We start from the raw sequence: 17,512 nt of genomic DNA, 5'->3' as shown, positions 1-17,512 counted from the left end.
AAAAACCAACCAGAAAGGAGTGGGAAAGCTAGAGCAACAAAAGTCAAAAAAGCGTGAAGACGACCGCCATTATTGGCTCGGAATTGACTCAAGTTGTTGCAGAAGTAATGCCGCTTGTGTCCGGGTGCGCACGTTCAGCTTGCGAAAAATTGCTGTGACGTGGGCCTTGATGGTCGCCTCGGACACGTTCAATTCATAGGCGATCTGCTTGTTCAGCAAGCCTTCACAGACCATGGTCAACACGCGGAACTGCTGCGGCGTCAGGCTGGCGAGACCGTCGCTGGCGGCCTTGGCCTCGTCAGAGACACTCACCGCTTCGAACGCCTGCGGCGGCCAGAACACATCGCCATCGAGCACTTTGCGCACGGCTTGCTGAATCACGCTGAGGTCGCTGGACTTGGGAATGAAGCCACTGGCGCCAAACTCGCGGGACTTGACCATCACCGAGGCTTCTTCCTGCGCCGAGACCATCACCACCGGAATCTGCGGGTACTGCCCGCGCAGCATGACCAGACCGGAAAACCCGAAAGCCCCGGGCATGTTCAGGTCCAGCAGAACCAGATCCCAGTCAGCCTTCTCGGTCAGGCGCGCTTCCAGTTCGGCGATGCTCGCCACCTCCACCAGTCGTACGTCCGGGCCAAGGCCCAGGGTCACCGCTTGGTGCAGTGCGCTACGAAACAGAGGGTGATCATCGGCAATCAGGATGTCGTATGTGGCCATTTTTCAAATGATCCTGTTTTTTGATGGCAGACGCGGCGCATTCCGGTCTGGCCAAAGCAACTCAAGATGCCGCTTTTGAAGCGATATCCACAGGGGCACGTTCAACGCCAATCAACAGCAAACACGGCGTTTCAAACCTTGGCCGCACCCCAATCGGCGCCAAGCATGCCCAGCGAAGCCGGGGTGGTCAAGCAGCACGGCCGCCGCTGGGTGAAGTATGGGCCACTATGGGGCCAACACCGCTTGCGGCTTTCGTATATAAGGCAACAACTCGGCATGGGCCGGCGTCGACTCGTTGAGAACCAGCTGTTGTTTGGCGCCCAGATAATGCTGGCTGAACACATCGAAATAGGCGTCCAGTGCCGACGCGGCGTCGCTGTCGCCTGCCAGTTCCAGGCACAATGCCGCTACTTCGGCGGTGCACAAATGCTCGCTGCGGGTGGAACGGCGCAGGCGATAGCGCGAGAGTCTGTCGGGCAGCAGGCTGAGAATCGGCAAGCGGTCGAAATACGGACTCTTGCGGAAAATCTTGCGCGCCTCGGTCCAGGTCGCGTCCAGCAGAATGAACAGCGGTCGCTTGCTGCTATCGAGTGCGACGGTGTTGGTTACCCGCGACGGCTCGACGTATTCGCCGGGAAACACCAGATACGGCTGCCATTGCGGGTCATTGAGCAGCGCCAGCATCTGTTCGTCCGGCTCGGTGCGCGACCAGATGAATGCATGGTTGTCGCGCACCACATCGGCGATCAGCCAGCCGGTGTTGCTCGGTTTGAACACTTCCTTGCCGGTCATGATCAGGCACACACCGGAACGGGTTTCGACCGTCGGGCGCCAGGCACACAGGCAATGGCTGATGATCACCCGACAGTCGCGGCAACGCTCGGAGCGAAAACCCCGGGCCTGAATCGGCTTGATACCTTCATCTTCGCGCTGGTCGCGCAGGCGGGCGACGGCGTTAGGGGCGTGATTCATTGCAGACAGCCCCCGGAGGCAGGAAAACTCGACACGAACAACACTCGGCAAGGCAATAAAGATCGCCAGTTTATCAGAGCAACGGGCACAAGCCTGTACCGTCCAGACCGGCTCCCCTATAATTCGCCGCCACTGAACGCACAGCCACGGGGCTGGTCGAACCACCAGTCACTGAATCAGGAGAGTTTCATGCTGCGCCTTATCGTTCCTACCGCGGCCATCGCATTGGCGTTGTCCTTCAGCGCACAGGCTGCGTCCCTGAAAGAGCAGAATCTGAATCGCGAACTGCGCAACATCGCTGAACAAAGCAGCGTCGGCACACCACGGGCGATCAACGAAGACATTCTCGATCAGGGCTACACCGTTGAAGGCATCACCCTGATCAACCACCTGAGCGTGCAAGCCAGCCACGCCGAAAAGATGCGCGCTGATCCAAAAGCGGTGTATTTCCAGCTGGGTGCTTCGGTGTGCAATAACCCGTCGTACCGCAAGCTGATGGCCAAAGGCGCGGTCATGCGTTACGACTTCAGTGAATATAAAACCAACAAGGCTATCGGTTCGGCCAGCTACCAGGATTCCGACTGCCCGAAAGCGGCCCCGGCGAAGAAGAAGTAATCATCCGGTGTTGGCGCGCCGTTGTTCATCCTCGGCGCGCAATTCGGCCACCAGGGCCTGCAAATAACGAGAGCGTCGCTCTCCCCCTGCCAGCCGTCGGCAGCACTCCTCTTCGAGACTCACTTGATTGGTCTCGGCTGATGCTTTGAGCATCCGATACAACTGCGTATCGATTTCCAGAACCACTCTGGCCATCTATCCCGCCTCCATGCCACCGCGAATCCTTGAAAAGCGTGCACCTTGCGTACAGACGTTGTCGCAAAACTGTCGTACGGTGCCTGTAAGTCAGTAAATCAGAGCGATTGCTCTACGGTGGACGTTCGGACGAGCGGTGAATTCATTGCGGCAAAGAACAATGAGCGGTTGCCTGGAGCGAGTCTGCATGGCAATGATGAAGTCAGCGCAATTGCGTGCAAGGGTCTAGATTCAAAGTATTCCCGATTATCTGTTCACGGCAGCAAAGGAACTGCCGATCGTGTGTGTTTTTGCAGCGCGGCACTGACGCCGCACGTCAGAGCCACCGCTCTGTGCAGAAGGAGACGTTGAATGCCTTACCAACCGAATGACCTGCTTAGCCGGCATTTTCAGGAACAACTCCCCGACCTCATCAGCAAGGTCGAAGAACAACTCACTCAGGTTTCTCCCGACAGCCCGAACCTGCCGATTTACCGCGACATGATCCTGACTGTGCTGCGCATGGCCCAGGAAGATCACAACCGCTGGAACGCCAAGATCACCCTGCAAGCCCTGCGCGAACTGGAGCAGGCGTTCCGGGTGCTGGAACAATTCAAGGGACGACGCAAAGTCACGGTATTCGGCTCGGCGCGCACGCCGGTCGAGCACCCCCTGTATGCAATGGCCCGTGAACTCGGCGCGGCCCTGACCCGATCAGACATGATGGTCATCACCGGTGCGGGTGGCGGGATCATGGCTGCCGCGCACGAGGGCGCCGGGCGCGATCACAGTCTCGGGTTCAACATCACGCTGCCCTTCGAACAACATGCAAACCCGACCGTGAATGGCACTGGCAACCTGCTGCCGTTCCATTTCTTCTTTACCCGCAAACTGTTCTTCGTCAAGGAAGCCGATGCGCTGGTGCTGTGCCCTGGCGGGTTCGGCACCCTGGACGAAGCACTGGAAGTGCTGACACTGATCCAGACCGGTAAAAGTCCGTTGGTGCCCGTGGTGTTGCTGGACGTGCCGGGGGGTACATTCTGGCAAGGCGCCCTGGATTTCATTCGTCAGCAGCTCGAAGAAAACCACTACATCCTGCCCACCGACCTGCAACTGATGCGACTGGTCTACAGCGTCGACGAGGCGGTGCAGCAGATCAACCAGTTCTACAGCAACTTCCACTCCAGCCGCTGGCTCAAGCGTCAGTTCGTGATTCGTATGCATCACAAGCTCAGCGAGCAGGCACTGGAACATATGCAACAAGCCTTTGCCGATCTGTGCCTGAGCGACCAGTTCCATCAACACGCCTACAGCGGCGAGGAACACGACGAAGCGCAGTACAGCCATCTGGTGCGGCTGGCCTTCGCGTTCAATGCCCGGAACCATGGCCGACTCAGGGAACTGGTGGATTACATCAACCTCCCGGAAAACTGGGCTCACAGCAAACCGCAGACCACTCAACGTGCCCGTGAGCCATCAAAGGTAATCTGAAGGCAAAAAAAAAGGCCCGCTATTTTCATAGCGGGCCGTTTTTGTTCAACCGACTTAATCGTCCATCCCTCTGCCGCTGAACAAGCGGTTGATCATCTCCATCGAAAAGCCCCGATAGGCTAGGAAGCGGCCTTGTTTGGCGCGTTCCTTGGCATCAATCGGCAAATGCCCGGAGAACTTGCGCCGCCAGGTATCCCGAAGCTGCTCCTGCCAGTCGATACCGCTTTCACGCAGAGCGAGTTCGACATCGGCGCGTTGCAAACCACGCTGGCCCAACTCTTCACGAATACGCAAAGGGCCGTAACCGGAACGGGCACGGTAGGAAACAAAGCTTTCAAGGTAACGGGCTTCGGAAAGCAGCCCCTCTTCCGTCAACCGGTCGAGGGCTGTTTCGATCATCTGCGCCTCGGCGCCGCGCTGACGCAGTTTACGCGTCAGCTCGACTCGACCGTGCTCGCGTCGAGCGAGCAGGTCCATGGCGGTTCGCCGCACCGCGACGAGGGTATCGAGTACGGCGGTGGTCATCGCTGTTATCAGATATCAGCGTCAGCCAGGTCGTCTTCGGTCTCTTTGACCGCAGAGGCCTTGGAGTCCGCGATCACTGCTGGCGACAGCAGTTTGTCACGCAGTTGCTTCTCGAGCTTGGCAGCGACTTCCGGGTTGTCTGCCAGGAACTTGGCCGAGTTGGCCTTGCCCTGACCGATCTTGGTGCCTTCGTAGGCATACCAGGCGCCGGACTTCTCGACGAAGCCGTGCAGCACGCCCAGGTCGATCATCTCGCCGTTGAGGTAGATGCCCTTGCCGTAAAGAATCTGGAACTCGGCCTGACGGAACGGCGAAGCCACCTTGTTCTTCACAACCTTGACCCGGGTTTCGCTGCCGACCACTTCGTCGCCTTCCTTCACCGCGCCGGTACGGCGGATGTCGAGACGGACCGAAGCGTAGAACTTCAGCGCGTTACCACCAGTGGTGGTTTCCGGGCTGCCGAACATCACGCCGATCTTCATGCGGATCTGGTTGATGAAGATCACCAGGCAGTTGGCGTTCTTGATGTTACCGGTGATTTTACGCAGCGCCTGGGACATCAGACGGGCTTGCAGGCCCACGTGCATGTCACCCATTTCGCCTTCGATTTCAGCCTTCGGTACCAGAGCGGCTACGGAGTCGACGATGATCACGTCTACCGCGTTGGAGCGCACCAGCATGTCGGTGATTTCCAGTGCCTGTTCGCCGGTGTCCGGCTGGGACACCAGCAGGTCGTCGACGTTGACGCCGAGTTTGCCAGCATACTCAGGGTCGAGGGCGTGTTCGGCGTCGACGAAAGCGCAGGTCGCGCCGGCTTTTTGAGCCTGGGCGATCACGGACAGCGTCAGTGTGGTTTTACCGGAAGATTCAGGACCGTAGATTTCAACGATACGGCCTTTTGGCAGACCGCCGATGCCGAGTGCGATGTCCAGACCCAGAGAGCCGGTGGAAATGGCCGGGATCGCCTGACGGTCCTGATCGCCCATACGCATTACGGCACCCTTGCCGAATTGACGTTCGATCTGACCCAGGGCCGCAGCCAAGGCTTTCTTCTTGTTGTCGTCCATTAAAGTCCTCACGTAATCAATAAGGCCTGACGGCCAACACCTGTATAAGTAGCCAGTATTATTCCACAGCGTTCGCGGATCGCCTACCCCTGATTTTCGATTTCTCGTGCCGCTAGTCGCAACAGCCCCTCTAGCGCGGCCTTCACCGTTTGTCGGCGCACCTCGTCGCGGTTGCCGGGGAAGTGCTGAACCTCGCTGGAAACCGCATCGCCCACTCCCCAGGCCAGCCATACGGTGCCCACCGGTTTGTTCGGTGTGCCGCCGTCGGGCCCGGCCACGCCGCTGACCGCCACGGCAAACCGCGCCAGGCTGTGCTTCTGCGCGCCCCGCACCATCGACTCGACGACTTCGCGACTGACCGCCCCCACCGTGCCGAACAGTTCGACGGGTACGTTCAGTTGCCGGGTCTTCTGCCGGTTGGAGTAGGTCACATAACCGGCCTCGAACCACGCCGAACTGCCCGGAATCCGGGTGATCGCTTCCGCAATCCCGCCACCGGTACACGACTCGGCCGTGGTGACGTGGGCGTTGAGCAACTGCAAACGTCGGCCAAGCTCGGCAGCCAGTTGAGTGATCTCTTTCACGATGCGCTCCGGATCGGGTGGAATGACTACCACCGTACACGACCCGGTTGCGCTTTCAATACACAGACTCATTCAAAATGTTCGGGCGCCAGCGCTCTGACATAGGCCTGACAGGCCTGCAGGGCAATCAGTCCGCGGTCGCCGGTGTCGGTGATGGCGATAATTCGTTGAGCATGCGCCGGGTCAAGTCGGGCGCGTACGGCTGCATGATCCACGCCGCCGGCGCCGGCGGTGGCTGGCACCCCGCAGCCTTGGGCAGCATCGCCGGCGTCGATGAGGACTGACAGGCGCAGATCAGCAGTGGCAAGACGATCGCGCAGGCGATCCTGATCACGTTGGGCATCACTGAGTGCTCGATAGTGGGTCTGTTCACTGGTCGCGAGCCGTTGCTCCAGCGCCAGACGTTTATCCTGCTCGGCCTGCTGCGCGGTGGCGGCGGCCGAAGTCAGTTGATTGAGGGTGTCGGCGTACAGCCGGGCCTGCTCGGCCAGTTGCCGCCCGTAGCGCCATTCCTGAAACTGCCAGGCCAGCGCGGCGGCTGCCGCAGCCAGCAACAAAATGCCGATCAGGCGCCAGGAGATTGACATAACACCGCCCTCGCCCGCGCCCAGATATCCAGCCGATCCTGCAAGCCATTCAACCCACCGTTGATTCGGCGGGTGATGCTGTTGAACTGGTCGCGATCAGCCAGATCGTTCAGACCGTTCTGTTCCCAGAACCACGCAGCGGATTCGGCCGCCCATTGCGGCTGCTCGAGCAATTCCGGCAAAGACAGCAAACGCTCATCGCCGAACAGGCCAAGGCTGCACTGCCGATAGTTGCTGCGCCCGGTAATCTGGATCAGCCCGCGACCGCGGTACTTCTGCCCGTCGCCGTCGGCCTCGGGCGTATTGCCCAGGCGCAGCGCCAGCGTGCCGGTGTCGTACTTGCTCAGGTACTGGTTGTTGCCCAGTTCGCGCACGTACTGCAACTGCCCCGACTCGTGGCCGATTTGCGCGAGAAACGCAGCGATACGTTTGGGCGTGTCGATATGGCGGCGATTCATTGCGTTATTCAGTGCAGAAACAAAAACGCCCGCTTGGGAGCGGGCGTTGGGCATGATGGTTTTAAGGTTGTCTTCTGTTATTTGCATAATGCGTAATCCTCCCTGGATGCTCCGATTGAATCATGGTTGACGGACAACGCCCCCCAGCCATTTTTTTGCCAGAGTTGTCAGGGTGCTGTTTGGTGCAGATTCTTCGAGTGCTTCATTTAGTGGCAGCACTTGCCCACCGGTTAACAGCCATCGCTGATACTCAAGCCAGTCACGATTGGTCGTGTCCTGCGGAATAAACGCAGCATCTTCAACGCGCAATACACCACAGGCAGTCAGTTGATATGTCATGAGCTTCCCCTTAGATTTCAGCGTCCGCAGTCCATTCAATCTGCAATCCGTTACCGGGCTGACTGCTCACAGGCGTCACGGTACCGATGGCGAAACTTCGCTGTGTCACACTTTGCACAGTGGTCCCCGTGCAAGCCACTCCCTGCGAGTAGTTCCAGACCTGACCGCTTTCATTTCCAGGGCAATACAGGACAACGGTGGGTTGCACTCTCTTCTGAACCTGCATGTCTATAACCATGCCGTATTGACCGGTATTCCCCGCCGCAGCCTGAGTGAACGTAACGATGCAGGTTCCAACACCATTGTTTGCACTAATCTGCAAGCGATTGGCAAAGGACTTCTCGAAGTAGCGCTGACACAACATCAGCTCTTCACCAACCGGACGATATTCGAACGGAGTCGAAACCGGTCCCTCCTCGAGTTGAACCCGTGCAAGATCCACGGTTTGCAAAACGTTAAGTGGCAGATCAAAAGCCAACCGCAAGTAATCATTGGTGCCGAGCATTTTTCCCGCGATCACTGGCACCTCAAACGTTGCGCTGTATTTGGCCCATGCAGTGCTCAATGCAAAGACATCGACCACTTTGACGACGGCTTCCGAACCACCGTTGCCGAAGTACTGACCGATGGTTACCTTCAACGGGCGCGCGGCGTCGGAGCGCGCCCAAAATGTCACGGTGGCGGTTTTTCCAGCCAGAGTCCTGACCGATTCAACGCCCTGGGAAATCTTGTGCTCGGTAGCGCCAACGCCAGCCGTGGTTTGCTGCCAGCGCAAGAAATAGCTCGGCTCACCTGTCACGTCTGTCTGGCCAGGGGCAAAATCCTGGCGAGAGATGGCCACGGCAGCATTGCCATTCCAGTCGCAACGAAAACGATCGGCTACATACCCACCAATATTGGGGCCTTGGTTGGTCGTTCCGCGCTGCCAGATATCGAAGCCGCCGTTGATCAGCACATTCCGGCGATACACCTGTGCCGGAAACTGCTGCAGTGGATCAGGCTTCGATAATTGGCGGATGGCCTGCGCCAACTGGTCGGTTTGTGCTTCATCAGGTTTCAAACCGGCCGCAGTAATCGCGCCGAGAATCTCCTGGGTGACGCTGTTGCCCCAGCTCGCCGGGATCAGCGATCCCGGCGTGCCGGCAATGGCATCTTCATCGACGAATTTTCCGTCGACCAGGCCTGAGCCCGGGACACTTTTTGGGTAATCCATGTTTATTTATCCTCGGCCGATGAGCAAATCGCTCAGCTATTGGTCCGTAGCAAGTCTTCCAGCCAATCGGGCTCGATCGGACGCGAACGAGCATCTGGGAATTCTGGATTGTTGGGCCAGTCGCGCAGTGCCTGCCGGTAAGTCAGGAGTTGTTTGAACTCTTCGGCGCTCAGGGTGTTGCCCTCGCCCATTTCCAGTTCTTCGGCATCGCGAAGGACCAGCCATTGAGTAAGTTCCAGTGCCTTGTCGCGCCAAGCCCGCTCTATTGAATCGGTGGTTTGTCCAGCCAGTATCACCCGCTCTGGACGCCCTTGAGAGTTCAGTGAAAGAACCGTCCCTGCGGGCGCATTAGACACCAGCGCGCAATACTCGCCCTCGCTCAATTCAAATGCATCTGCGGGGATATTCTTTCCGTGTAGATCGGAATGATAAAAGCCGGAAGTTGCCGGAGAAAAATAATACATATTCAATATCCTATTCCGATAACACGAGCGGCAATCGAACCTGTCGGATAATCAGGGCAGCGTACATTGAGCCCCGTTTGCCGACTAATCGTCGCATTGTTCCAAACCATTAAAGTTCCGGAGGAAGTGCCCTCGTGGGTAGCAACCGCGAGAAAGAGTGCGTTCGGAAAAGCTAATGGCCATACGTTTATATCGCCATAGTTACTATTACCTGCCTGACTGGCACTGCCGGCAATCCATTGGATAATCACCCCTCCCATCCACGAAGGAAAAACGACGTATCCTGACCCCCCTAACCTCACCATAAACCCGAACCGGAGCTTTTTAGGGGTTACGATAGATGAATCGCTGATACCGGCGTTGATCTCTGCCTGATTGGCAATTTTTGCCGTTCCTGCCAAGGATTCTGTCGCCTGTTGCACTTTCTTCGCGATGGATTGAAAAACCCTCAGTGGTGTCATCAACTTGGCAGTACTGGAACCGGATTCAGCTTCTTCCTGACTCGCCAGGCTATCGCTTTGCCTCTTCGATATCAGCGTGTCAATTGCCACTCTTAGTTGGGTATTGTCACTTTCATCGACGAGCGCGCCTGAGCCCTTGATGACTTCAATAATTTCTTGCGTAACAGCATTACCCCAACTTGCTGGAATCAACGATCCCGGCGTTCCGGTAAGAGGGTTTTCGTCGACAAACTTGCCATTCACCAGACCGGCGCTGGGTATGTTTTTTGGATAATCCATCACTCTTCTCCATGTTTGAAAACATAAAACAAGCCTTCAGTCATGAACATCGGCCATCCACCGGGGTGCTCCCGGCCGAAAATCCAATACCGGGAAATGACTTGCTTCAGGCCAGTCGCGCAGCGCTTGTCGATACTCAAGCAGCTCCAGATACTGCTGGGCCTTGAGCGTCGTCCCCCGCCCCAGTTCCTGCTCGTCACGATGCCGGGTCACCCACCATTCAGTGGCCGACAGACTGGATTGGCGCCAAAGGCGCGCTGCCGCCAGGGGCTCTTGCTCATCGGGGACTATTTCGGGGGTAATGACCGGACTGCTCGTTACAGGCAACGGCGTAATCTCCTGGCGCAGTTCGCCGACGGGCGCGCCGATTTCGATCTGCATGCCCTCTGGCACTTGCACCATCGACTCGACGAAAGCGGGGGCAAACAGTTGGGTGATCGCGTAGTCGCCGGTATCGATCAGTTCGACCGCGACACCGTTTTCCACTCGTGCATAACGGGCCATTATTCGTACTCCCAGATTTCACAGAAGGCGTTGCCGCCAGCACCACCAGCGAAAGAATTCGTAGGGTGCGACGAACAGGAGCCACTGCCTCCTGAGCCTCGAATACCCGCAACGCCAGGGTTGTTTACGCCCTTGTACGGGGCGCCGCCGTCGAACGGGCTTGCGGCTCCGCCACCAGAGAGCACTCCCCAATTGCCGTTGAACATTGCGTAGCCGCCGGTGTTGCCACGTGCGTTGGCAAGATTGCCGCCCACCGCGTCTTGGCCTCCGAGGCCGCCTTGGACGTACCCTGAGGCAGAAGTTGACGTATCAATGTTGAGGATCTGTGCACCGCCCCCGCCTCCCACGCTCATGTATGAGCCGAAGGAGGCCCCGCCGCCGCCCAACCCCATCGTGGGGCCTATCGCACCACCCGCACCCAACGAAACAGGCACGCCGGCAAGGATTTGTGGAGTCACGTCATACAGGCTTTCCGCATAGGCACCTGAACCACCTCCACCGCCAATACGCAAATTACTGGCGGCAACAGGCGCACAACCTCCACCCGAACCACCCGCCCCCACCAACCGCACGCGAATCCGTTTGGCCCTCGGGTTAGGCTTGTAAACCGTGATCCCGACCGTCTCGATCTGCCGCACCGCCAACAACCGCCCCACCGCATCGGTGATGCCGTAACCGGCCAGCGTGGTCGGGGTGTTTTTCAGTTTGCTGAAGTCGACCAACGCGCCGATGGCCGTTGCCAACTGGTCGGTTCTGGCTTCGTCAGGCGTCAGCCCGGCAGCCTTGATCGCGTTGAGAATTTCCTGGGTGACGCTGTTGCCCCACGCGGCCGGAATCAATGATCCCGGGGAACCGGCGATCGGGTTTTCATCGACGAAGCCGCCGTTGACCAGGCCAACGCCGGGAATACTTTTTGGATAATCCATTGCACTGCTCCCTGTGCTGAAATCAGTTGGCTACGGCTGCGCCGGGCGCGACCGGCCAAGTAATTTCGTCGGGGAATCCGACCTGCTTTTCGATGCGGTTCAGCTCGACGCTGTAGAGCTTCCATTCGATCAGCAGCAACTGTTCGTCATGGCTGGCATCGCCGATGTCTTCGGCGTATTGCAGCGGGGCAATGCGCAGGACGGCGTCGCGCAGCAGTGCGTCGCGCTGGCCGAGAGATTGCTGTCTGATGCTCGCCAAACGAGCCTGCTCATCCAGCACCCAGGCGTTGTCGCGCCAGATGTGGAACTCGCCTGGCCATGGCTGCGCGGTCAGGGTGTCCGGCAACTCACCCAGCTCGGTCCATATCTGTTGCGCGCCGCCGTCCTTGCGATAAACCATGCCGCGGCGATCGATCACCTCACGCGGTACACCGTTGATCAGTGCCCAGCTACGACCGGTTTCCGGTTCAGGCAATTCGTACGCCAGCTCAACAGCATTACCGGGTAACTGGACGCCAATGCCCGGCGTGACAATGAACTCGACAGGCCCGGACAGAGCGCCCGAGCCATCAAATAGATAATTGAACATAAAGTGCCTCAGATGAGTTTGATGCGGCCGGGATAGGCGATGTTGCGCGGGCGGGATTTGAAGGCGTAGAGCAAAACTGCTGCGGTATCCCTCTGGTAGGTGGTGTTGACCGGAAAGATTGGGCCGCCATTGACCAGCCCTGTAACGTATTGGGGCTCTTCACGCGTATCTGCGCCAAAGTTGGTCAGGCTATCTGACCAGTACGCGCCCACAGCGCCTGCGCCATTGGCACCTTGCGCATAGGAATGCGTCGATCCAGTCTGAAAAGTACCCATCGCCCGCCCGGCATCCACACCACGACCTTCATCCAGAACCCGCAGAAATTCCCCTCGCCCTTCGGGGCCACGGAAGGTCGTCGCACCGTCACCCGTGGTCCATTTCCCCTCGGAGCCTACGCGTGAGGCTTCAGTCCCCAGCATTCCCGATTGCTGGGCGTGATCCCACAGCCACGGCCATTCCGCACGCTTCATCACGGTGCCATTCAATGCACCGTATCCACCGGGACTGAGCATCAGGGTCGTCTCGAAAAACGGCCGCCCCAATGGCGTATTGTCAAAGCGCCCGACCGGCCACCAACTCCCCGCCCCATCACTGCGCAGGTGCCACCAGTCACCGCCGCCCATCAATACGAAGAACGGATAACCGCTGGCCGACAGATGGGTGTGAAAACGAATCCCGTCAGTACCTGACGCCTGTATGACCATGCGATTACCGCTGTTGTCCACTCGACGAACAATCACGTCACGCACACCGAGTGCGGCGTTGGCCGGAGGCAGCAGCACGGTCACAGGTCCCGGGCTGCCGTCGATCAGCACCAGGCCAAGCTCGGCCTCGGTCAGGGCTTTCGACACGGCCAGTCGGGTGATGACCGAACGCATCGGGCTGGCTTTGCCGATGATCGACTGAATCGCCTTGTACAACTGACCGGTATCCGCCTCGGAAGCCACCAGCCCGCCACCGTTAATCACACTCAGGATCTCCTGAGTCACGCTGTTGCCCCACACCGCCGGAATCAACGAACCCGGCGTGCCTGCCACCGGGTTTTCATCGACGAAGCGGCCATTGACAAGGCCGACGCTGGGGACGCTTTTTGGATAATCCATAGGTTTTTCGTTCCTCTGAAATACAAATGAACCGCGTCACGGCGATCGCTGATGCGAGCCAGCGGCGGTCTGTTTTCTGAAAATAAAAAGCCCACGGTGAAGTGGGCTTGGGTGATGCAGAACGAAGGCGTTGCGACTAGAGATTCTGGCTGCTGACCAGCTCACGAATCGCCGCCAACGCGTCATCGCCAGCACGGCGCGCCAGATCGAGATTGCCTTTGGCCGCATGCGCGTGGATCTGGCTTTTGGCCTTCAGGCGCAAGGTGCGCAGGGTCAGCAGATGGTCGGTGAGTTGGTCGGCCTTGCTCAGGATTTGCTCGGCTGCCTGTTTGGCAGTACGACCTTTGACTACCCACGCAGCAACCGACAGCGGCACCTCTTTTTTCGGATAACCGGCGTCTTGATAGGCCTGTGCGTCGGCGGCCGCTTGTGCGTACTCCATGGCTTTGAGCGGGTCACCGGCCAAAACGGTGCGAGCACTGTCGGCCGCCGCGTCGACCTTGGAACACAGCTGTTCGGCTCCCTGAAGTTCCAGTTCGGCAACTCTGGATGCATTCAGCTGCCATTTTTCTCCATCCCAATCATGGGCACTGGACGGCTGGGCCGGACGCAAGCCTTCTTCGAAGTGGTGAAGTTCTTGAATGATGATCATCGGATCAGCTCCCAGGAAAGATTGATATTCACCGCCGCTGAAAAATTGATGGCAACACCGTTGGCGTAGTCGCTTGGGAGGAGATTTTTGATGCCCATGCTGAACAGCAATTCGTCACTTGAACCGTTATCGGCACCAAAAGCGTGTTCGGCTTGATAGGTCTGCCACAGGGAACGCAACATGCTGTGGTCGAAGCTGGCGGTCAGTGTCGACACGGTTGTGTCACTCACCTCGTTGTTGGTAATAACCCGTACCGTCTCACCCGCAATGGCCCAACCATCCCAATTGCTCGACGCGGCAGCCTTAGGATTGAGAAAACAGTAGTTGGCACCCAGCCATCCGGGTGTAGCAAAATTCACGGCTGTGACGAGCGTCGGATGCGGCGTCGCGTTGCCCACCACCAGCCGCGCAGCACGGGCATGCGGGTCAAGTGGCAGGTACACCACGCCATTACCGCTGATTGTTTGCGTCCACGACAAGCGACCGCGATTATAAATCGGTCGGACAATCGGCACCGAGCCAGGGCCTGCTGTCACCACCCATGCCAGACAAATATCCAGCGGCGTCGACTGAAAACCGCCTCCCGCCGCACCATTGATCGTGCCCTTCAAGCCTTCGGGCGTAGCGTCATAGATAATGCCGCGCTGCGTGTAAAAGGTCAGCACACCGGCAACTACTTGCGCACGCAGAAAGTAATTAGAGTTAGGCAACAGATCGGCACTGCTCCAGGCTTGTGTCGTAAATGTGCGCGGACGAGCCAACTGACCAGTCAGCACTTCCTGGCCGAGACTGATCAGCACGCCGGCCGGAATCGAGATCCGTCCGCCACTGGTGGCAACCGCTGCCGGAGTGATCGCCAGACGACCGTCCGGCGTCGCCACCGTCGCGGTCGGCAACGACCCGATCGGCAACGCCGAATCCAGATTCCAGCCCTTGGCCGAAACGTTCTGAATCGCCTGCAACAACTGATCGTATTTCTTCTCGTCCGGGGCCAGATCTCCGGCCTTGATCACGTTGAGAATTTCCTGGGTAACCCCGTTGCCCCAGTCCGCAGGAATCAGCGACCCCGGCGTCCCGGTCAGCGGGTTTTCATCGATAAACTGGCCATTCACCAGGCCGGCGCTGGGCACACTTTTCGGATAGTCCATCCTGTCATTCCTCCCTAGTCATAATTGATGTGCACCTTGGTATGCGCCGGTGCACTGCGGTGGATCAGGCACTCGAGTGCCGAGCCTGGGTTCACGCCAAAGCGCTCGCCCCAGTAGCTCGCGCCATAGCGCCGACCGAGCAGCAGCCGGCCACCGGTGTTGAGCGTCCACATGAACTGCGCTTCCCAGGTGCCCCAGTGCGCGGCGCCGAAACGCGAGCGGCCCATGCGTGGGGCTTCGTGTTCGGTGATGCTGGCGTTGGGGTAGCCCTGGCTTTTGGCGATGTCGAGGTAGTAACCGACGGCCTGGCTGCCGACCGCGAGCAAGCGTCGGCGTACGGCGAGGCGGCGGTCGTCGAACAGCGGCGTGGCGCCCAGGCACGGGTCGGGCAGTTCCATCACCCGTTCCCAGTCCGGCACCAGTTCGCTGACGCCCGCCGGGTCCATCTCGTTGAGCAGGTCGGCGGCGCGGGCATCGAGGCGCGCCAGTTCGACGGCGACGCCTTGCAGCACTTCCTCGAGTTCCGGGACGCGTTCCGGGTCCCACGCCGGGCCGCTCGGCAGCAAGGCGCGCAGCTGCGCCTGATATTGCGCGGCGGTTCTTATGCCCCCCATACGCAGCCTCCGAAGGTCAGCAGTTCGCTTTGCCCGGCAGGCACGTCAGCGGCCGGCGCGGTCAGCGTGTGGTCGTACTCACCGCCGGCGCTGCTGATGGCTTCGCGGATATGGCTGATCAGCAGCGGCACACCGAGATCGGCCTCGCGGTTGTGCAAGTCGCGTAGTTGCGCTTCAACGGCGGCGCGCACAGCGCTGGTGTCCGGATTCACGCTCTTGAAGCGATACACCACCGGCACCTGAATCGGCCGCTGCACGTGTACTTCCGCCGTCACCGGACGCAGCGGTTCGATGTACTCCTGAACCTCCGCCAGTTGCTCATCGTTGGGCACCGGTTGCGGGTCTTCGTCACGCATGATGAACACCGTCACCGTGCCCGGACCAAGGAAACCGCCACGGCACCAGGCCCGCGTCACACCCGGCACTTCCAGCGCCCAGGTCTCGTAGTCGCTGGCGGAACCGCCGTGGGGGATCACGCGATAGGAACGGATCACCCGCGAGCGCAACGACTCCAGGCTTTCCCGCGCCACACCGCCACTGAGGCCGGGCGCGAGCACCACAAAACTGTTGCCGACGACGCCTGTGATCGGCTGCACCGGGTTCAGCGCCAGACCGGCGTCGGCATTGCCCAGGTTGCCAGCGTCGAGCGCGGCAATCGTGGTGGTGTTGCTGCCACTGACGGTGGTGCGTGCGGCGGTGACTTTGTAAGTACGGCCATCGCTTGCTTGCAGCAGCGTGTCGACGTCGAGCACCGCGCCGGCAGTGGCGGTAAAACTGACGCTGCCGGTGGCGACTTGCGCCGGTTTGCGCGGCTGGTTCAGGCGCAGGGCGGCGATGCGCTCAAGGGTCGATTCGTCGGCCTTGTCCGGCAGGATCTGCTCGGCAATCCAGTCGAGATAACCGTACAGGCCATAAGCGGCGCCGCCGAGGGTGCGGGCCAGCACTTGCGCATCGGACTGGCGCAGCGAATCGCCGGCCAGGTCGCTTTGGGTGCGCTTGATCAGCACCGGCAGCGAAGGGGTTTCAAACGGCATAGATCACCTGCCAACTGTTATCGGGGTTGATGTCCAGACGTTCGCCGTCGGCCAGGGTCAAGACCGTGCGCAGGTTCAGGCGCTGGGCGTCGAGGCGTTCGCTGATGATGTCGATGGCGCTGCAGTGGCCGTCGTCGATCAGCCATTGCAGGGCTTCGCGGGCATAGAACTCGGCGTCCATCTGGGTCTGTCGGGTCAGCTTGACCCGGCGCAATAGCCACAGCCGCGAACCGATGCGGTCGTCGGCGACGGTGGGAAAGCTGTCGCCCCACCAGCCGAAGCGCTCCTCGTCGTCGAGGGCATCGTCATCGGCGGCGCGGCGCCAGGTGAACAGGCTGATGAGCACGGCGCGGGTCAGTGCGGCATGGAGATTCTGGCTGACAAGCATTATTTGCCTCCTGCCGGCGCACCGGTCTGGCCGCTACCGGCCTGCACGCCGACGTGCACGTGTTTGATCTGGCTGATGCCGCCAGCGAGCTGATCGCCGGTGGAAACGATCTTGCCGGTCTGGTTGATCACCGGCGTGTCGAAGTTCACCGCGCTGCTGGCGCGGATGTTCAGGGTGGCGGTTTCGATGTCGATGATCCGCCCGCGCTTGAAGTGAATCTTGTCGCCCTCGTCGGTGTAGATCGCCACCTCGCCAGAGGCCAACGACTGCAAGCGATAGCGACGGTCGGCGACCACCAGGGCGATGGCGTGGGAACGGTCACCGCCAAGAAACGTGACGATGCCTTCGGCGCCGGCCAGCGGGTTGCTGGTGAAACCGTAGGGTTCGAAATGCTCCAGGTCGTCGTTCACTTCGCCAGCGGTGAGGCGCATTTGCAGCGATTGCAGCTTGGATGCCGAGTTGGCGAGCACGACAGTGCCGCGCGCCAGCAGGCGTGTCAGTAGGCTCATGGATTGATCCTCGATACTTTGCCAACACAAAACCTGTGGGAGCGGGCTTGCCCGCGATGGCGGCGTGTCAGGCAAAGAAGTGTTTGCGGTAACCAC

The 17,512-nt window shown here is 59.6% G+C and carries 24 protein-coding genes; 2 read left to right on the top strand and 22 right to left on the bottom strand.

Translation table 11 applies throughout. From position 1 onward, the window contains the following. Nucleotides 1-69: 69 nt before the first annotated feature. Together erdR and PMI25_RS00515 are read right to left on the bottom strand one after the other, a co-directional pair. Nucleotides 70-720, bottom strand: coding sequence for a response regulator transcription factor ErdR (erdR, locus tag PMI25_RS00520; protein WP_007964376.1), 651 nt, complete (start codon nt 718-720; stop codon nt 70-72). 225 nt (nt 721-945) lie between these two features. After that, complete coding sequence (locus tag PMI25_RS00515) at nt 946-1,692, bottom strand: tRNA-uridine aminocarboxypropyltransferase (protein WP_007964374.1); 747 nt, start codon at nt 1,690-1,692, stop codon at nt 946-948. 189 nt (nt 1,693-1,881) lie between these two features. Between PMI25_RS00515 and PMI25_RS00510 the strand changes: the two genes are divergently transcribed. Further along, entirely contained in the window at nt 1,882-2,307 is a 426-nt protein-coding gene (locus PMI25_RS00510; RefSeq protein ID WP_007964371.1) for a PA3611 family quorum-sensing-regulated virulence factor, read from the top strand. Here the strand turns inward: PMI25_RS00510 and PMI25_RS00505 are convergent, their stop codons facing one another. Then, nucleotides 2,308-2,502: a hypothetical protein gene (locus tag PMI25_RS00505; protein ID WP_007964369.1), complete on the bottom strand. Its 195-nt coding sequence runs from the start codon at nt 2,500-2,502 to the stop codon at nt 2,308-2,310. It abuts the gene before it with no gap. Between the two features lie 351 nt (nt 2,503-2,853). Here PMI25_RS00505 and PMI25_RS00500 point away from each other — a divergent pair, with 351 nt between their 5' ends. After that, nucleotides 2,854-3,972, top strand: coding sequence for a TIGR00730 family Rossman fold protein (locus tag PMI25_RS00500; protein ID WP_007964366.1), 1,119 nt, complete (start codon nt 2,854-2,856; stop codon nt 3,970-3,972). A gap of 54 nt (nt 3,973-4,026) precedes the next feature. Here the strand turns inward: PMI25_RS00500 and recX are convergent, their stop codons facing one another. The 19 genes from recX to PMI25_RS00410 all read right to left on the bottom strand — a co-directional run bounded on the left by recX (nt 4,027) and on the right by PMI25_RS00410 (nt 17,416). Continuing rightward, nucleotides 4,027-4,497 carry a recombination regulator RecX gene (gene recX, locus PMI25_RS00495; protein ID WP_007964365.1) on the bottom strand — a complete coding sequence of 157 codons (471 nt, stop codon included), beginning with the start codon at nt 4,495-4,497 and terminating at the stop codon, nt 4,027-4,029. 8 nt (nt 4,498-4,505) lie between these two features. Further along, nucleotides 4,506-5,564 (bottom strand): recombinase RecA, encoded by a 1,059-nt coding sequence (gene recA / locus PMI25_RS00490; protein ID WP_003222269.1) that lies wholly within the window; start codon nt 5,562-5,564, stop codon nt 4,506-4,508. An 83-nt stretch (nt 5,565-5,647) separates the two neighbouring features. Next, on the bottom strand, nt 5,648-6,148 hold the full coding sequence (locus tag PMI25_RS00485) for a CinA family protein (RefSeq protein WP_045121930.1): 501 nt from the start codon (nt 6,146-6,148) through the stop codon (nt 5,648-5,650). Nucleotides 6,149-6,216: 68 nt separating this feature from the next. Continuing rightward, entirely contained in the window at nt 6,217-6,735 is a 519-nt protein-coding gene (locus PMI25_RS00480; RefSeq protein ID WP_007964363.1) for a lysis system i-spanin subunit Rz, read from the bottom strand. After that, a complete protein-coding gene (locus tag PMI25_RS00475; protein ID WP_007964362.1) occupies nt 6,714-7,280 on the bottom strand; it encodes a glycoside hydrolase family 19 protein in 567 nt (188 codons plus the stop codon). Before PMI25_RS00475 ends, PMI25_RS00480 begins: the two co-directional genes overlap by 22 nt. Nucleotides 7,281-7,313: 33 nt before the next feature. Continuing rightward, nucleotides 7,314-7,532 (bottom strand): hypothetical protein, encoded by a 219-nt coding sequence (locus PMI25_RS27775; protein ID WP_007964361.1) that lies wholly within the window; start codon nt 7,530-7,532, stop codon nt 7,314-7,316. A 10-nt stretch (nt 7,533-7,542) separates the two neighbouring features. Beyond that, nucleotides 7,543-8,745, bottom strand: coding sequence for a carbohydrate binding domain-containing protein (locus tag PMI25_RS00470; RefSeq protein ID WP_007964360.1), 1,203 nt, complete (start codon nt 8,743-8,745; stop codon nt 7,543-7,545). Between the two features lie 32 nt (nt 8,746-8,777). Then, complete coding sequence (locus PMI25_RS00465) at nt 8,778-9,209, bottom strand: phage tail assembly chaperone (RefSeq protein ID WP_007964358.1); 432 nt, start codon at nt 9,207-9,209, stop codon at nt 8,778-8,780. A gap of 2 nt (nt 9,210-9,211) precedes the next feature. Then, nucleotides 9,212-9,949, bottom strand: coding sequence for a gp53-like domain-containing protein (locus PMI25_RS00460; protein ID WP_007964356.1), 738 nt, complete (start codon nt 9,947-9,949; stop codon nt 9,212-9,214). Nucleotides 9,950-9,985: 36 nt separating this feature from the next. Next, nucleotides 9,986-10,453 carry a phage tail assembly chaperone gene (locus PMI25_RS00455; protein ID WP_007964355.1) on the bottom strand — a complete coding sequence of 156 codons (468 nt, stop codon included), beginning with the start codon at nt 10,451-10,453 and terminating at the stop codon, nt 9,986-9,988. Continuing rightward, nucleotides 10,453-11,379 (bottom strand): glycine-rich domain-containing protein, encoded by a 927-nt coding sequence (locus tag PMI25_RS00450; protein ID WP_007964353.1) that lies wholly within the window; start codon nt 11,377-11,379, stop codon nt 10,453-10,455. Before PMI25_RS00450 ends, PMI25_RS00455 begins: the two co-directional genes overlap by 1 nt. A 22-nt stretch (nt 11,380-11,401) precedes the next feature. Further along, nucleotides 11,402-11,968 (bottom strand): tail fiber assembly protein, encoded by a 567-nt coding sequence (locus PMI25_RS00445; RefSeq protein WP_007964351.1) that lies wholly within the window; start codon nt 11,966-11,968, stop codon nt 11,402-11,404. An 8-nt stretch (nt 11,969-11,976) separates the two neighbouring features. After that, a complete protein-coding gene (locus PMI25_RS00440) occupies nt 11,977-13,071 on the bottom strand; it encodes a hypothetical protein (RefSeq protein ID WP_007964350.1) in 1,095 nt (364 codons plus the stop codon). Between the two features lie 136 nt (nt 13,072-13,207). Beyond that, nucleotides 13,208-13,723, bottom strand: a complete 516-nt coding sequence (locus tag PMI25_RS00435) for a hypothetical protein (RefSeq protein ID WP_007964347.1) — start codon at nt 13,721-13,723, stop codon at nt 13,208-13,210. Next, nucleotides 13,720-14,871 (bottom strand): hypothetical protein, encoded by a 1,152-nt coding sequence (locus PMI25_RS00430; protein WP_007964345.1) that lies wholly within the window; start codon nt 14,869-14,871, stop codon nt 13,720-13,722. Before PMI25_RS00430 ends, PMI25_RS00435 begins: the two co-directional genes overlap by 4 nt. A gap of 14 nt (nt 14,872-14,885) precedes the next feature. Continuing rightward, nucleotides 14,886-15,485 carry a YmfQ family protein gene (locus PMI25_RS00425; protein WP_007964344.1) on the bottom strand — a complete coding sequence of 200 codons (600 nt, stop codon included), beginning with the start codon at nt 15,483-15,485 and terminating at the stop codon, nt 14,886-14,888. Beyond that, entirely contained in the window at nt 15,473-16,519 is a 1,047-nt protein-coding gene (locus tag PMI25_RS00420; RefSeq protein ID WP_007964343.1) for a baseplate J/gp47 family protein, read from the bottom strand. The genes PMI25_RS00425 and PMI25_RS00420 overlap by 13 nt, the downstream gene beginning before the upstream one ends. Continuing rightward, the gene (locus tag PMI25_RS00415) at nt 16,509-16,907 is read right to left on the bottom strand and encodes a phage GP46 family protein (RefSeq protein ID WP_007964342.1); all 399 of its coding nucleotides are present in this window, start codon (nt 16,905-16,907) and stop codon (nt 16,509-16,511) included. Before PMI25_RS00415 ends, PMI25_RS00420 begins: the two co-directional genes overlap by 11 nt. Beyond that, complete coding sequence (locus tag PMI25_RS00410) at nt 16,907-17,416, bottom strand: phage baseplate assembly protein V (RefSeq protein ID WP_007964341.1); 510 nt, start codon at nt 17,414-17,416, stop codon at nt 16,907-16,909. Before PMI25_RS00410 ends, PMI25_RS00415 begins: the two co-directional genes overlap by 1 nt. Nucleotides 17,417-17,512 lie beyond the last annotated feature (96 nt).

Origin of the sequence: Pseudomonas sp. GM30 (assembly GCF_000282275.2) — a bacterium.
Classification (GTDB): Bacteria; Pseudomonadota; Gammaproteobacteria; order Pseudomonadales; family Pseudomonadaceae; genus Aquipseudomonas.
The sequence above is the reverse complement of the archived record's forward strand: the minus strand, read 5'-3'. Positions and strand labels throughout refer to the sequence as shown.